At 70.5% G+C, this 13,874-nt stretch carries 16 protein-coding genes and 1 pseudogene; 10 read left to right on the forward strand and 7 right to left on the reverse strand.

Annotation, left to right across the window (positions count from 1 at the left end; translation table 11 throughout):
* Nucleotides 1–226 precede the first annotated feature (226 nt).
* Nucleotides 227–667 carry a methylmalonyl-CoA epimerase gene (mce, locus tag AQJ64_RS41505; protein ID WP_055635091.1) on the reverse strand — a complete coding sequence of 147 codons (441 nt, stop codon included), beginning with the start codon at nt 665–667 and terminating at the stop codon, nt 227–229.
* Between the two features lie 151 nt (nt 668–818).
* Between mce and AQJ64_RS41510 the strand changes: the two genes are divergently transcribed.
* The 3 genes from AQJ64_RS41510 (at nt 819) to AQJ64_RS41520 (ending at nt 4,355) form a co-directional block, all read left to right on the forward strand.
* On the forward strand, nt 819–2,030 hold the full coding sequence (locus AQJ64_RS41510; RefSeq protein WP_079062250.1) for an acetyl-CoA C-acetyltransferase: 1,212 nt from the start codon (nt 819–821) through the stop codon (nt 2,028–2,030).
* Between the two features lie 34 nt (nt 2,031–2,064).
* The gene (gene meaB, locus AQJ64_RS41515) at nt 2,065–3,021 is read left to right on the forward strand and encodes a methylmalonyl Co-A mutase-associated GTPase MeaB (RefSeq protein ID WP_055635093.1); all 957 of its coding nucleotides are present in this window, start codon (nt 2,065–2,067) and stop codon (nt 3,019–3,021) included.
* Nucleotides 3,022–3,164: 143 nt separating this feature from the next.
* Nucleotides 3,165–4,355 carry an MFS transporter gene (locus AQJ64_RS41520; RefSeq protein WP_055635094.1) on the forward strand — a complete coding sequence of 397 codons (1,191 nt, stop codon included), beginning with the start codon at nt 3,165–3,167 and terminating at the stop codon, nt 4,353–4,355.
* Nucleotides 4,356–4,443: 88 nt separating this feature from the next.
* On the opposite strand, the gene AQJ64_RS41525 is transcribed toward AQJ64_RS41520, so the two are convergent.
* The 3 genes from AQJ64_RS41525 to AQJ64_RS47200 form a co-directional block, all read right to left on the reverse strand.
* Nucleotides 4,444–4,920 carry a MarR family winged helix-turn-helix transcriptional regulator gene (locus tag AQJ64_RS41525; protein WP_055635095.1) on the reverse strand — a complete coding sequence of 159 codons (477 nt, stop codon included), beginning with the start codon at nt 4,918–4,920 and terminating at the stop codon, nt 4,444–4,446.
* A 92-nt stretch (nt 4,921–5,012) separates the two neighbouring features.
* The gene (locus AQJ64_RS41530) at nt 5,013–5,777 is read right to left on the reverse strand and encodes an AIM24 family protein (protein WP_099054002.1); all 765 of its coding nucleotides are present in this window, start codon (nt 5,775–5,777) and stop codon (nt 5,013–5,015) included.
* Nucleotides 5,778–5,918: 141 nt separating this feature from the next.
* Nucleotides 5,919–6,077 carry an Arc family DNA-binding protein gene (locus AQJ64_RS47200; RefSeq protein ID WP_079062251.1) on the reverse strand — a complete coding sequence of 53 codons (159 nt, stop codon included), beginning with the start codon at nt 6,075–6,077 and terminating at the stop codon, nt 5,919–5,921.
* Between the two features lie 50 nt (nt 6,078–6,127).
* Between AQJ64_RS47200 and AQJ64_RS41535 the strand changes: the two genes are divergently transcribed.
* Nucleotides 6,128–7,432: an RNA-guided endonuclease InsQ/TnpB family protein gene (locus AQJ64_RS41535; protein ID WP_240512699.1), complete on the forward strand. Its 1,305-nt coding sequence runs from the start codon at nt 6,128–6,130 to the stop codon at nt 7,430–7,432.
* On the opposite strand, the gene AQJ64_RS41540 is transcribed toward AQJ64_RS41535, so the two are convergent.
* Nucleotides 7,383–8,033: an AIM24 family protein gene (locus tag AQJ64_RS41540; RefSeq protein ID WP_055635097.1), complete on the reverse strand. Its 651-nt coding sequence runs from the start codon at nt 8,031–8,033 to the stop codon at nt 7,383–7,385. The genes AQJ64_RS41535 and AQJ64_RS41540 overlap by 50 nt on opposite strands.
* Nucleotide 8,034: 1 nt before the next feature.
* Nucleotides 8,035–8,667, reverse strand: a complete 633-nt coding sequence (locus AQJ64_RS41545; RefSeq protein WP_055635098.1) for an AIM24 family protein — start codon at nt 8,665–8,667, stop codon at nt 8,035–8,037.
* Nucleotides 8,668–8,843: 176 nt separating this feature from the next.
* Here AQJ64_RS41545 and AQJ64_RS41550 point away from each other — a divergent pair, with 176 nt between their 5' ends.
* Entirely contained in the window at nt 8,844–9,197 is a 354-nt protein-coding gene (locus AQJ64_RS41550; RefSeq protein WP_055635099.1) for a DUF3817 domain-containing protein, read from the forward strand.
* Nucleotides 9,194–9,487, forward strand: coding sequence for an MTH1187 family thiamine-binding protein (locus AQJ64_RS41555; RefSeq protein WP_055635100.1), 294 nt, complete (start codon nt 9,194–9,196; stop codon nt 9,485–9,487). Before AQJ64_RS41550 ends, AQJ64_RS41555 begins: the two co-directional genes overlap by 4 nt.
* 44 nt (nt 9,488–9,531) lie before the next feature.
* Here AQJ64_RS41555 and AQJ64_RS41560 read toward each other — a convergent pair whose 3' ends face one another.
* Complete coding sequence (locus tag AQJ64_RS41560) at nt 9,532–10,185, reverse strand: TetR/AcrR family transcriptional regulator (RefSeq protein ID WP_055635101.1); 654 nt, start codon at nt 10,183–10,185, stop codon at nt 9,532–9,534.
* A 286-nt stretch (nt 10,186–10,471) separates the two neighbouring features.
* Between AQJ64_RS41560 and AQJ64_RS48700 the strand changes: the two genes are divergently transcribed.
* The 4 genes and pseudogenes from AQJ64_RS48700 to AQJ64_RS41580 all read left to right on the forward strand — a co-directional run.
* Nucleotides 10,472–11,524: a matrixin family metalloprotease gene (locus AQJ64_RS48700; RefSeq protein WP_240512700.1), complete on the forward strand. Its 1,053-nt coding sequence runs from the start codon at nt 10,472–10,474 to the stop codon at nt 11,522–11,524.
* A gap of 100 nt (nt 11,525–11,624) precedes the next feature.
* Nucleotides 11,625–12,134: a MarR family winged helix-turn-helix transcriptional regulator gene (locus AQJ64_RS41570; RefSeq protein WP_055635102.1), complete on the forward strand. Its 510-nt coding sequence runs from the start codon at nt 11,625–11,627 to the stop codon at nt 12,132–12,134.
* 43 nt (nt 12,135–12,177) lie between these two features.
* Complete coding sequence (locus AQJ64_RS41575; protein ID WP_055635103.1) at nt 12,178–12,516, forward strand: DUF3817 domain-containing protein; 339 nt, start codon at nt 12,178–12,180, stop codon at nt 12,514–12,516.
* A gap of 361 nt (nt 12,517–12,877) precedes the next feature.
* Nucleotides 12,878–13,874 (forward strand): annotated as a pseudogene (locus tag AQJ64_RS41580) (virulence factor); the annotation flags it as partial.

Consider the following 13,874-nt stretch of genomic DNA (forward strand, 5'->3'; position numbering starts at 1 on the left):
GTCCCATCCGTCCCTGGTCGCAAGCTTCCCGAACGAGCTCCGTCCATCCGCCGAACGGGGCCCCCGGGGAATGGTGTCAGATCAACGACGGAGCATGGGCTGCTGCCCCGACGCTCGTCCCCCGAAACCCGGACCCCGGCAACGTCCCGCCGTCCAAGGCGGCAGGACCGGTCGCCGCGTGGGAGCGACGACCGCCCCCAACCCTACCGGCCCATATGTACGAGGGTCAGTGCTCAGGTGACTCAACAGGCGCCGAAGTGACCAGTTCTGTCAGTACTCCGTGGCAATCCTTGGGGTGCAGGAAGGTGATTCGTGACCCCATGGAGCCGCGTCGCGGCTCTTCGTACAGAACGCGTACGCCCTTGGAGCGGATGTCCTCGGCCTCTCCGTCCACATCCGCCGTACCGAAAGCGATGTGGTGGACGCCCTCGCCGTTCTTGTCGAGCCACTTGGCGACGGTGGAGTCCGGGCGGGTCGGCTCCAGAAGCTGCAGGTAGGAGGCCCCGCCGTCGGAGGTGTCGTTGATCTTGAGCATGGCTTCCCGGACACCCTGCTCCTCGTTGACCTCGGAGTGGAACACCTCGAAGCCGTACGTGGAGCGGTAGAACTCGACGGTCGCGTCGAGGTCGTGACAGGCGATCCCGATGTGGTCGATTCGCGTCAGCATGGTGTTAGTGGAGCGCGGCGGAGGTGGTTACGCAACGTGCGCGCGATCACACTGAAGGGCCGATGACGGCACGGAGTGCCACTCAGTACATTCGCAGTAAACCCTCGTTCACTCCTCGGCCAGTGCAGGCCGGTAAGGGGAATCGCAGCTCATGACTGGATCGACTGGAACCAACGGCAGGACCTCGGTGATCGTCGCGGGCGCGCGTACGCCCATGGGACGGCTGCTGGGCTCGCTGAAGTCCTTCTCCGGAGCCGACCTCGGCGGCTTCGCGATCAAGGCCGCCCTGGACCGCGCCGGGATCGGCGGCGACCAGGTGCAGTATGTGATCATGGGCCAGGTGCTCCAGGCCGGCGCGGGCCAGATCCCGGCCCGCCAGGCCGCCGTCAAGGCCGGCATCCCGATGAACGTCCCGGCGCTCACCATCAACAAGGTGTGTCTGTCCGGCCTCGACGCGATCGCGCTGGCCGACCAGCTGATCCGCGCGGGTGAGTTCGACGTGGTCGTCGCGGGCGGCCAGGAGTCCATGACCAACGCCCCCCACCTGCTGCCGAAGTCCCGCGAGGGCTACAAGTACGGCGCGATCGAGATGCTCGACGCGATGGCGTACGACGGTCTCACGGACGCCTTCGAGAACATCGCCATGGGCGAGTCCACGGAGAAGCACAACACGCGCCTCGGCATCCTGCGCCCCGAGCAGGACGAGATCGCCGCCCTGTCCCACCAGCGGGCCGCCGCCGCGCAGAAGAACGGGATCTTCGAGGCCGAGATCACCCCGGTCGAGATCCCGCAGCGCAAGGGCGAGCCGGTGGTCTTCAGCAAGGACGAGGGCATCCGCGGCGACACCACCGCGGAGTCCCTGGGCAAGCTGCGCCCGGCCTTCACCAGGGACGGCACGATCACCGCGGGCACGTCCTCGCAGATCTCCGACGGCGCAGCCGCCGTCGTCGTGATGAGCAGGGCCAGGGCCGAGGAGCTGGGGCTCGCCTGGATCGCCGAGATCGGCGCCCACGGCAATGTGGCCGGCCCGGACAACTCGCTCCAGTCCCAGCCCTCCAACGCCATCGCGCACGCCCTGCGGAAGGAGGGCCTGGCGGTCGAGGACCTCGACCTCATCGAGATCAACGAGGCCTTCGCCGCCGTCGCGGTCCAGTCAATGAAGGACCTCGGCGTGTCCACGGAAAAGGTGAACGTCAACGGGGGTGCGATCGCCCTCGGTCACCCGATCGGCATGTCCGGTGCCCGGCTCGTGCTGCACCTCGCCCTGGAGCTCAAGCGGCGCGGCGGCGGTGTCGGCGCGGCCGCGCTGTGCGGCGGCGGCGGCCAGGGCGACGCGCTGATCGTGCGCGTGCCCAAGGCCTGAGCCCGCCGTACGACCCTTCGTGAACGGAGCTGTGATGGAGGACGTCCCCTCGCTGGTCGCCCAGGCCAGGGAAGGCAGGCCGCGAGCCGTGGCCCGGCTGATCTCCCTGGTGGAGGGGGCGTCCCCGCAGCTGAGGGAGGTCATGGCGGCCCTGGCCCCGCTCACCGGCAACGCCTATGTCGTCGGCCTCACCGGCTCCCCGGGCGTCGGCAAGTCCACCTCGACGTCCGCACTGGTGACGGCGTACCGCAGACAGGGCAGGCGGGTCGGGGTGCTCGCCGTCGACCCGTCGTCGCCGTTCTCCGGCGGCGCCCTGCTCGGCGACCGGGTGCGGATGTCCGACCACGCCTCCGACCCCGGTGTCTACATCCGCTCGATGGCCACCCGGGGGCATCTGGGCGGCCTCGCCTGGTCCGCCCCGCAGGCGATCCGGGTGCTGGACGCGGCGGGCTGCGAGGTGATCCTGGTCGAGACGGTCGGCGTCGGCCAGTCGGAGGTCGAGATCGCCTCCCAGGCGGACACCAGCGTCGTCCTGCTCGCCCCCGGCATGGGCGACGGCATCCAGGCGGCCAAGGCGGGGATCCTGGAGATCGGCGACGTGTACGTGGTCAACAAGGCCGACCGGGACGGCGCGGACGCCACCGCCCGGGAACTGAACCACATGCTGGGCCTCGGCGAGTCCCGCAGGCCGGGGGACTGGCGCCCGCCGATCGTCAAGACGGTCGCCTCCCGCGCCGAGGGCGTCGACGAGGTCGTCGAGGCCCTGGAGAAGCACCGCGCCTGGATGGAGGAGCACGGCGTCCTCACCGAGCGCCGTCGCGCCCGCGCCGCCCACGAGGTCGAGACGATCGCCGTCACGACCCTGCGCCGGCGCATCGGCGACCTGCGCGGGGACCGCCGCCTGGGCGCCCTGGCCGAGCGGATCGTCGCGGGCGAACTGGACGCCCACCGGGCGGCGGACGAGCTGATCGCGGGCCTCACCGGGAGCTGAGCCCTCGTCATACGGACGCCCCCGCTGGTACGTTGACCCCCATGTTCCTCGCCCAGGCATAGAGCGCGCACCGAGCCACCGCCCCCACGACGGGACGGGTGGCCCTCAGGTGTCCCCGCTCACGCCTCCTTCGAGGAACTCCCATGTCGCATTCCTACGCGGCCGTGCTGCGCCTCCCGCACGCCCGCCGCACCTTCGCCGCCGCCCTGCTCGGCAGGCTGTCGTACGGCATCGTCCCGCTGTCCGTGATGCTCGCCGTGACCCGCGCCTGCGGCTCGTACACCGTCGCGGGCGGGGTGATGGCCCTGTTCGGCGGCACCGCCGTGTTCCTGTCGCCCGCCCGGGCGGCCCTCGTCGACCGGCACGGCCCCCGCCGGGCGCTCCCCGCGATGAACGCCGCCTACCTCACGCTCCTCGCCCTGCTGACCCTCTGCCTCACCCGCCCCTCCCCGCTCGTCCTGGCCCCGCTCGCCGCGGCCGCCGGATCCTGCTGTCCCCCGCTCGGGCCGACCATGCGGGCGGTGTGGGGCCGTCTGGCCCCCGACCGGCACCTGCTCCAGCGCGCCTACAGCCTCGACGGCGTCGCCGAGGAACTCCTCTTCGTCACCGGGCCCCTGCTGGTCGGCGTCCTGGTCGGGTTCGCCCCGCCGGCCGCCGGGATCCTCCTCGGCGCCGTCCTGATGGGCGCGGGGACGGCCGCCTTCGTGACCTCCCCCGCGGTGCGGGCGGTGCCGCCCGGGAAGGGGGCCGGGCGGCGCGGCGGAGGCGGCGGGCCGCGCCGGCTCGCGCGGCCGGTGGCCGCCGCCCTGGCCGTGGGGCTCGCGATCGGGGTGGCCGACCTGCTGATCGTGGCGTTCACCGAGAGCCATGGCTACGGCGGTGCGCACGTGGCCTGGCTGCTGGCGGCGATGTCGGCCGGCAGCGCGGTCGGCGGGCTGGCGCACGGCGCCGTGTCCTGGCGCGGCGCTCCCGGGGCACGCCTCCCGCTGCTCACGGCGGGCCTCGGGCTGACCCTGTGCGCCGCCGGACTGGCCCCCGGGATCGTCACCCTCGGGGCGGCCGTCGCGGCCGTCGGGTTCTTCGCGTCGCCGACGATCACCACCGGCTATCTGATGGCCGACGAGAGCGCCGCGCCCGAGGCCCGGGTGCGGGCCGGGGCCTGGGTCAACACGGCCGTCAACGCGGGCAGCACGGCCGGTACGGCGGTCGCGGGCGCGCTGGCCGGGCGGCTGCCGGTCGCGGGGTGCTTCGCGCTGACGGGCGCGGTGGTGCTGACGACGGCGGCGGCCGTCACCCTGCGCTCCTACGGGGGTGGCCGTCGCGTGCCCGCGTGACCTTCCCGAGGGGGACGAACGCCGGCGGGCGGAGCCCTGTCCGGGCTCCGCCCGCCGGTTGCCCAAGCGTGGTGACGGGCGTCCGTGGTTACGGGCGTCCCCGCTGGCCGCGCAGATGCTCCGCGATCGGCTTCAGGGACTTGTCGAGGTCCACGAGGGCCTCGGGGGAGAGCAGGTCGATGAAGTGCCGGCGCACGGATGCCACATGATGCGGGGCGACCTTCATCATGGTCTCCATGCCGTGCTCGGTCAGGACCGCGTAGAGCCCCCGGCGGTCGGACTCGCAGTTCTCGCGCCGGACCAGGTTCGCGTTCTCCATGCGGGTGATCTGGTGCGAGAGACGGCTCTTGGACTGGAGGGTGGCGGACGCGAGGTCGCTCATCCGCATCCGGACGTCCTCCGACTCGGAGAGGTTCACCAGGATCTCGTAGTCGTTCATGGTCAGGCCGAACGGCTGCAGGTCCTTCTCGAGCTGGTACGTCAACAGCCTGTTGACCTCCAGGTGGGTGCGCCAGGCACACTGCTCCGCTTCGGTCAGCCAGCGTGTGGCCGTTTCGGTCTCCATATGTGAAGTCTACCTAAAATGTTGAAAGGCGAACTAGTGAGGGTGGTGTGACGGTGCGCACGCGTTCGATGTCACACTCCGCAGACTACCGCTCACAGCCCGAAGCGACGCTGGAGGTCACCCAGCTGTCCGGGAAGGCGCGGTACGCCGCTCTGACCGCCGTGCCCACCCGGGACACCTGGCATTCCGCCCCCGCCGGGCACTCCCGGCTCATGCGGAACGGCCCCCGTGGCCTGCTCCGCCATGAGGGTCTCGGTCGACTGCAGCAGCACCGTGCCGGCGCCGACGAACTCGAACTGGTGCTCCTCCCCGGAGGCCCCGCCGAGGCCCGTCAGTGCACGTAGACCGCCCATGACACCCGTCATGTACCCGTGGTCGTAGTGATGGCACGGGGAGGGGCAGTCGGCCCAGCCGACGAGCGCCTGGGGGTCCACCCGAAGGGGAGGTTCCATGAACACCACCGGGCCGTTAGATGCGGCCACGAACTTTCCGGTTCCGATCAGCGTGAGAAATCCCGGCACGATCGACTGCTTGAGGGACAGAGTTGGCTGAAAAGCGAGCAGATTGCCCGAGCGAATGGTCAGGTTGCCGTCGTCCAGGTCGTACGAATTCACATCGAAGGCCCGGTCGGCGAGGAGCATCTTGCCCGAGCCCTCCGCCACGACCCAGTCGCTCGCGTGCAGAGGCGAATGGAACGAGGTGCGCACCAGCCGGTCCAGCCGGCCGTGCCCGATGCCGTTGAAGTCGATCGAGCCGTAGTAGGCGATCATCTTCCCCTTCTGGAGGAACCACTGGCTCCCCTTCAGCTCCACACAGAAGGTGTAGTGGTTGACGTTGTCGTCGACCGGGAGGGTCATCGGGTCGTACACGGTGGGGCCGGCGGGGCCCGCGCCCGGGCCCGGGTAGTGGCTCACCTAGTTCCTCCGGGGGTGCCCCGGCCTTCAGGCCGGGGAGGAATCGGACTCCTGCGGAGCAGGGCAGGGAAAGTCGAATCGCCGTCAGGGTGATTCGACGTCGGCCACGGCGGCGTCGCGCTCAAGCTCCAGCCGGTAGACGATCTCGGAGTTGAGGGACCTGCGGGCGGACCTGGCCTGAGCGGCCAGCCACGCGTGCAGGTCGGCGGGCAGGCGGAGCGTGATGCGCTTCTCTTCATCCATGACCCCAGATTAGTGGATTTCGAGTGGCTGGCCAGTGGCATAATGGTGTCATGGCGACACGAGAGGTTTCGGGGGATGCCGGGCACGCCCGGTACACCTACCGGCTCCGCGTGTCGTCGACCGCCCGCACCGGCCTCCTCGCCGAGTGGGCGCGCTGCCGGTGGGTGTGGAACGAGTGCGTGGCCATGTCCCGCAAGATCCACGCCGCGAACCAGGGCGCCGCCGAGAAGGTGACGTGCGGTCCGGCGCAGCTCGACAAGATGCTGACCGAAGCCCGCGCCGCGATGTCGTGGCTGCGTGAGGGTGCGTCGGTGCCGCAACAGCAGACCATCCGCGACTTCGCCAAGTCCCGCGCCAAAGCGATCAAGGACGTCAAGGCCCGGCTTCCGATCAAGCAGCGCGCCGGGATGCCCCGCATCAAGCGCAAGCGCGAGGCGCTGCCCACCATGAACTACACCCAGCGGGGATTCCGGTTGAAGGACGGGCGCCTCCACATCGCGGGCGGGATCGCCCTGACCATGGTGTGGTCCCGCGACCTCCCGGCCGCCCCCACCAGCGTGCGCGTCTACCAGCACAGCCTTGGGCACTGGTACGCGTCGTTCGTCGTCGCCACCCAGGTGCAAACGCTCCCGGCCACGGGCGCCGTGCTCGGTGTGGACTGGGGCGTCAAGGAAACCGCCACCACCACGAGCGACGCCCACGATCTCCCCCACGCCCAGCACGGCAAGCAAGCCGCGCAGCGCCTTGCCCGCCACCAGCGGATGATGGCCCGCCGCCGCCCTGCACGCGGACAGGCCGCGTCCAAGGGCTACCGGCAGGCACAGGCACAGATGGCGAAGCTGCACAAGAAGGTGGCCCGGCAGCGGCAGGACACCGCCCGCAAATGGGCCAAGTCCGTCGTCCGTGACCATGACGCGATCGCCGTCGAGGACTTCCGCCCGAAGTTCCTCAGCCGTACCACCATGGCCCGCAAGGCCGCGGACGCGGCGATCGGCGCCACGAAGACGGCCCTGATCGAGATGGGCCGCAAGCACGCACGGGACATCCGCCTCGTGCATCCTGCGCACACCACCATGGACTGTGCGTCGTGCGGAGCGAGAACCAAGCACGCACTTCCTCTTTCGGAACGTACCTACACCTGCACCGCGTGCGGAGTCGCATCCCCCAGGGACAAGAACTCCGCCCGCGTGATGCTGGTCCGGGCTGGTCTCAACCCGGCTGGTGCTGACCGTGTAAGGGCTGGTGGACCGCTGGTCCCCAGCCAACGTGAGCCAGGAATCCCCGTCCTTTGGGGCGGGGAGGATGTCAAAGCTTCTCCTCCGACGCCTGGACGAACACCGCACCGCTGCCGCTGAGCTCCAGTTGGAACGCCTCGCCGGAGCCGCGCCCCACCATGTCCCGCCAGCCGAGCGCCGTCGACAGCTTGTTGCGGACGTCGCCGTGATGGGCGACGTAGGCCTGCGGATCGACGTGGACCGGGCGCTGCGGGGTGATCGGGATCTCGAAGACCCCGCCGTGGGCCATCACGGCGACCGCGCCCTGCCCCTTGAGGGTGGTGGTGAACAGGCCCTGGCCGCTGATCTGGCCCCGGACCATGCCCATGACCCCGCCCTGGGAGCCCAGGAACATCGTGCCCTGCTGGAGGGTGCCCTCGAAGGCGAGCAGCCGGTCCGCCTCGACGTACAGGGTGTCCCCGGTGAGCCGGATGACCTGGACGTGGTGGCCGCCGTGCCCGAAGAGGACCGTACCGCTGCCCTCGACCGTCATCAGCGGGGTGTCCTCGTTGGCCAGCCGCCGGCCGATCATGGACGTCACACCGCCCTGGCCGCCCTGCATGTTGGGGGTGAAGGAGACCTCGCCGCGGTACGCCAGCATGGCGCCGCGCTGACTGAACAGCCGCTGGCCCGGCACGACCGTCGCCTCGACCATTTTGGAGTTGATCTCTCGGAAGGTCACCTCAGACGTCCCCCGCGATCGTGTTGCGCTCGCTCGGCTGGACGTACACCAGGCCGTCCCCCTCGAAGCGGATCTGGAAGGCCTCGCCGCCGCCCTCGCCCAGCAACGTGCGGAACGTCACACCGGACTGGAAGGACTGACGGACATTGCCCTGGTGCGCGATGTACGCCCCCGGGTCGACGGTCAGCGGGTACTGCGGGCTGACCCGCAGCACGACGGCCGGTCCGTCGGAGGTGATGGCCGCCTGGCCGTGCCCCTCCACCGTCGTCGTGAACAGTCCGTTGCCCTGGGAGGCGCCGCGCAGGCCGGTGAAGCTCGTCCCCGTCCGCAGGCCCGCGTCCGTGGCGAGCAGGTTGCTCGACTCCACGAACAGCTTGTCTCCCTGGAGGCTGACGAGGTTGATCTCGGAGGCGCGGTCGGCGAACCAGCACGTCCCCTGTCCCCTCACCTCCATCACGGTCATCTGCTCGCCGGTGAGCCGCCGGGTCACCATCCCCCGGATCCCCTCACCGCCGCCACTGAGCTTCTTGAAGGCCATCTGACCGTCGTACGCGACCATCGAGCCGTTCTTCGCCTTCACGGCGTCCCCGGTCATGTCGACGGCGAGCACCTTGCTGCCTTGCAGTCGGAACATCGCCACGCTGCGAAGGTAGCGGCCCCGCGGGTGCGCCGAACAGCACCTGTGGATGGAGAACGACCCTGAGCGCACCCCTAGGTGACAGGTTTGCCACAATGGACGAATGCTTGTGCGTACGTTCACAAGCGAACCGACCGACGTAGTCCCCCCGAAGTCCCATCGAAGGTGACCCCGTGGACCTGAAGACCGCCTCCGCCCTCCGCCGCCTCCGTCTGGTCTCCGCCCCGGAGGCCGTCTCGTTCCTGCTGCTGCTCGTCTGTTCGGTGCTGAAGCGGACCACGGACTTCAACGCGGTGCCCGTGATGGGCATGGTCCACGGCATCCTGTTCGTCCTGTACGTCCTGTTCTGGGCGGACGCCTGGAACCGCGCCAAGTGGCCCCTGCGGACGGCCGCCCTCTACTTCGTCCTCTCCGTCCTGCCGACCGGCGGCTTCTTCGCCGAGCGCAGGCTGCGCCGTGAGGCCGAGACCGCCGTCGACGCGGCCATCGCCTCCCGCGCCCGCAAGGAAGGCGTGGTGAACGCGTGATCGTCGCCTTCTCCGTCACCCCGCTCGGCGTCGGCGAGGACGTGGGGGAGTACGTCGCCGACGCCGTCCGGGTGGTCCGCGCGTCCGGCCTGCCCCATCGCACGGACGCCATGTTCACCTCCGTCGAGGGCGACTGGGACGAGGTCATGGACGTCGTCCGGCGCGCCGTGGCCGCCGTGGAGGCGCGCGCCCCCCGTGTCTCCCTCGTCCTCAAGGCGGACATCCGCCCGGGTGTGACGGACGGTCTGACCTCGAAGGTGGAGACGGTGGAGCGGTACCTGGCGGACTGAGGGGTCCCGGGAGCGGGTCCGGGAGGAAGCGTCCGCGGGGCGGCTCACCGCCGCGCGGACGCCCGCCGCAGGTACTGCCGCACCGCCCGCTGGGCCACCGGGCCGAGTTCCTCCAGGGCGGCGACCAGGAGGCCCAGCTGTTCCAGGGCGTCCAGCGCGGAGGTGGCGCCGGCCGCGTCGACCCCTTCGTACAGTTCGATCCCGACGAACGAGGCCGCGACGGCGCGGGCGAGCCCCGGGGGGTCGGTGAACTCCCCGAACGGGGTGCCGGCGAGGACGCGTTCGAGGACCTTCTCGATCTCCGTGATCCACAGGTCGAGGCCCGCCGCCGTGGCCGGGCCGAGCGTCGCGTGGGTCGGGGCGCCGGCCAGCAGCTGGCCGAGGAGTGCCACATGACCGCCCGCACGCTCGAGGTCGTGGATCTCACGCCCCAGGGCGAGCAGTTCGGTGAGCGAGGCGACGGTGGCGAGACGGGGCCGGTAGCGCGCCACCGTGCGCTCGGCGCCGTAGCGGCAGGCCGCCGCGAGCAGTTCGTCCACCGAGCCGAAGTGGTAGAAGACCAGCGCCTGGTTGACGCCGGCGGTCGCGGCGATCGTACGTGCCGACGCCTTGGCGATGCCCTGCTCGGTGAGCGTGCGCAGGGTGCCTTCCAGCAGCTTGGTCCTGGTGTCCGGGCCGGTCCTCGGGGCGGGGCTCAATCGGGTGCCTCCGTGCGCGGAGAATGGTCGATACGGGTGAAATGCGAGTGAATTACAGGCCCCACCGGTGGCGCTGCGAAGGGTCCTGTGTTCGCGCCCGGACCTCGTCGAGGCGGACCCGGGTCCCCGCCTCCGTGTAGATCGTCATATGAATCCCCCAGGTCGGGGCATGTTTGAGCGATCGCTCAAACGGTCTGCGAGGGACGGTACACCCGTTTGAGCAGTCGCTCAATAGGGCGACCGGGGGACGGGTTTCGACCCGGCGGGCGCTGGCTAATCTCTCCCGGTGTCGATCAAGTCCTGTGTGATGAACCGTTGTTCGGCCGCCGTGCTCCTGGCGGCCTCGCTGGCCTTCCTCGCGTCCGGAGCCGGTACGCACACACGTGCGGAACACCCCGGCCACGCGTGCGTGCTCGCCCCCGGCGAGCTGACCGTCGACGACCTGCCCGCCGGCTCCTCCGCGATCCGCTGCGGCGCCGTGGGCCGCCTGGTCACCCACGGCGGCGCCGGCCTCACGGTCCCCGAACCCGGTACCAAGGTCGGCGTCGACTCCCTCACGGCGGACGGTTCCAGCCGCGGCTTCACCCTGGCCGTCGCCGCCGACGGCACGGTGTCCTACGGCTACGACGACGGCGAGGGCGACAGCGCGGGCGACCGCAGTCACGGCGACGCCAGGCACCGGCCGTCGGGCAGGGGCGACCGCCCCGTCCGTCTCCCGGGCAGCCGCGCCGACGCCCCCGACCCCTGCGCGGACACCGCCTACTCCGTGGCCGACCGCAAGGAGTACGGCACGTACGAGTGGTTCATCGGCGACGGCCCCCAGCCGGGCGACCTGCCCCGCCGTCAGGTCCGCCAGGCCTTCGAGGAGGGCATCACCGCCATCATCCGCGGCCGCAACGCCTGCGGACTCGCCGACACCATCGGGGCCCGCGCCAGATTCCTGGCCGCCACCGGTCACGAGGCCGGGATCGACCACATGGCCCGCTGCACCGTCCGCGACGGCATGAACGTCTGGGACGCCGGGGACCTCAGCAGCGACAGCGTCGCCACGACCTGCTCCTGGAGCCGCCCCGTCTCCCGCGGCCCGGACCGGCTGATCGAGGCCGACGTCCGCTTCAACATCCACGACTACACGTTCACCGACGACCCGACGGGCGCCTGCGACGACGCGTACGACATCCGCAGCGTCGCCACCCACGAGGCCGGCCATGTCTTCGGTCTGGGCCATGTCGGGTCCGGCCACGAGAACCTCACCATGTACCCGAGTTCCTTCGCCTGCTCCACCACCGCCCGCACCCTCGGCAAGGGCGACGTGCTGGGCCTGCGCAGCATCTACTGAACACCGGTGTCCGCCGGACGCGCGAAGGCCCCGCGCGCCCCGCGGACCGAAAGCCGAGACAGGGCTGACCGTGATATGACCGGCGGGTAGGGTCGATTCCGTGCCGAAGCCGCTCAGTCTCCCCTTCGATCCCATCGCCCGCGCCGACGAGCTCTGGAAGCAGCGGTGGGGCAACGTGCCGTCCATGTCGGCGATCACGTCGATCATGCGGGCGCACCAGATCCTGCTCGCCGAGGTCGACGCGGTGGTCAAGCCGTACGGGCTGACGTTCGCCCGCTACGAGGCACTGGTACTGCTCACCTTCTCCAAGGAGGGCGAGCTGACCATGTCGAAGATCGGCGAGCGGCTCCAGGTGCACCCGACCTCGGTGACGAACACCGTCGACCGCCTCGTGAAGTCGGGTCTGGTCGCCCGGCGCCCCAATCCCAACGACGGCCGCGGCACCCTCGCCGTCATCACCGGAAAGGGCCGCGAGGTCGTCGAGGCGGCCACCCGCGACCTCATGGCGATGGACTTCGGGCTCGGCGTGTACGACGCCGAGGAGTGCGCCGAGATCTTCGCGATGCTGCGCCCGCTGCGGGTCGCGGCGCGCGACTTCGACGAGGACTGACCCGGCCCAAGATCTACCGGAACGGGCGGTTACGCTCGACGGCATGAAGAAGAGCGTGCTGACCCGCTACCGCGTGATGGCCTACGTCACCGGTGTGCTGCTGGTCCTGCTGACCCTGGGCGTGATCGCCAAGTACGTGCTCGACCTCGACGGCGCCGACGCCTTCACCCGCGCCGTGGGCATCGCGCACGGCTGGCTGTACGTCGTCTACCTCGTCTTCGCCTTCGACCTGGGCTCCAAGGCGAAGTGGCCGGTCGGCAAGCAGCTCTGGGTGCTGCTCGCCGGAACCGTGCCGACGGCCGCGTTCTTCGTGGAGCGCAAGGTGACGCGCGAGCTGGAGGAGCGGGTCGCCGACGGCGCCCCGGACGTCGTCAAGGCGTAGACGTCGTAGGGGCGCGGTCCCCAGTGCGATCACGGTTTCTTCACGATCGGGACTGAAATCCTTGTCCTGAACCCGTCACTTCTGCGTATGGTGATCGCCGCGCCCGGCGGACCCGACCACTCCGTCATCGTGCGCGTCGAAAGGCGACCGGGGGGGGGATGTCCGTCGCCGACGGGGAGAGACAGACCGTTGCGTCCTGTCCTGCCGCGAGCCGGCTCTTCACGCATGCCCTGACGCAGGGGCGGCCCCTGGCCGCCTCCATGCGATGAAGGGATGCCTCTTGCGCCCCGTACGAGGGTTCATCAGAACCGGATCGGGATCACCCCGGTCCGGACCACTCCGCTCCGCCCTGACCACCGCCGTGACGTCCACCGTGGCGGTGGCCCTGATCGGCGGCCTCGCCGTGCAGCCGTCGCTGTTGGGCCGGTACGCGGCCGACGACATGGCCACGGTGGCCGACAGCGGTGACAGCTATGACGGCTTCGACGCGGCGGCGGCCGAGCAGCTCCGCCAGGACCAGTGTCTGATGTCCGACGTGGTGCGGCTGGGCGGCCGGACCATGTTCGGTGTCGCGCAGGACGGCCTGAACCAGACGCCGGAGAAGCTGCGCACGGCGGCGAACCGCGCGTACTGGGAGACGACCCCGCTCTCCCAGGCGTTCGAGCAGGACAGGGACCTCCTGGACGCCGATTCGGCTGCGCGCGCAGTACGCCGGAATGCCTGGAAGGCGCCGCTCACCAGCCTGTCCTTCCCTCCGGTGTTCAAGAGCGTCGCCGACTTCCAGTGGCCGCCGGGCACCGGCGACGACGGCCAGGACTTCTTCGAACAGACCGGTCTGCCGCAGTGGTCAGGCGCTCAGTGGTGGCGGGCGGAGGGTGATTTCTACGAGGACCCGACCCCGAAGGCGGACGCCGCCACGCTCAAGGCCGTTAAGGACCTCGGCGACCCGCTCTACGGCAAGAGCCCGGACCCGAGCCTGCCCACCACCCAGTGGTCGACGGAGTTCACCGAGTACCAGGCCTACGACCTGCTGATGAATCGGAGCTTCCAGCCGACGAGCGCGGACAACGCCCGCCTGTTCCTGTCGTACGGCGGTTTCCCGGAGACCGCCCCCGAACCGGGCAGTCTCGATTTCCGGCTGGCCGTGGAGGACCTGAAGTCCCGGTTCGCGTCCTGTGCCTGGCGCGGGCCGATCGACCCGAACAAGGTCCTCGGCAAGGAGGTCGCCACCGCGTCCGCCGAGTGGCAGCAGGAGATCACCTCCCAGGCCGCCCAGCGCAACCAGATCCTCAACGCCAACCGTGACACCGTCAAGGCGCTCACCACAGGTGCCACGGCGCTGGGTGAGCTGCTCGGGC

Source organism: Streptomyces griseoruber (assembly GCF_001514205.1).
Classification (GTDB): Bacteria; Actinomycetota; Actinomycetes; order Streptomycetales; family Streptomycetaceae; genus Streptomyces; species Streptomyces griseoruber.

Excerpts from the sequence above, each read along its gene's own strand:
- AQJ64_RS41545 (WP_055635098.1), bottom strand. The coding sequence starts at position 8,667 with ATGTTCCGACTGCAAGGCAGCAAGGTGCTCGCCGTCGACATGACCGGG.
- AQJ64_RS47200 (WP_079062251.1), bottom strand. The coding sequence starts at position 6,077 with ATGGATGAAGAGAAGCGCATCACGCTCCGCCTGCCCGCCGACCTGCAC.
- AQJ64_RS41530 (WP_099054002.1), bottom strand. The coding sequence starts at position 5,777 with ATGACCCTCCCGGTCGACGACAACGTCAACCACTACACCTTCTGTGTG.
- AQJ64_RS41575 (WP_055635103.1), top strand. The coding sequence starts at position 12,178 with ATGAAGAAGAGCGTGCTGACCCGCTACCGCGTGATGGCCTACGTCACC.
- AQJ64_RS41525 (WP_055635095.1), bottom strand. The coding sequence starts at position 4,920 with ATGGAGACCGAAACGGCCACACGCTGGCTGACCGAAGCGGAGCAGTGT.
- mce (WP_055635091.1), bottom strand. The coding sequence starts at position 667 with ATGCTGACGCGAATCGACCACATCGGGATCGCCTGTCACGACCTCGAC.
- meaB (WP_055635093.1), top strand. The coding sequence starts at position 2,065 with ATGGAGGACGTCCCCTCGCTGGTCGCCCAGGCCAGGGAAGGCAGGCCG.
- AQJ64_RS41535 (WP_240512699.1), top strand. The coding sequence starts at position 6,128 with ATGGCGACACGAGAGGTTTCGGGGGATGCCGGGCACGCCCGGTACACC.
- AQJ64_RS41520 (WP_055635094.1), top strand. The coding sequence starts at position 3,165 with ATGTCGCATTCCTACGCGGCCGTGCTGCGCCTCCCGCACGCCCGCCGC.
- AQJ64_RS41510 (WP_079062250.1), top strand. The coding sequence starts at position 819 with ATGACTGGATCGACTGGAACCAACGGCAGGACCTCGGTGATCGTCGCG.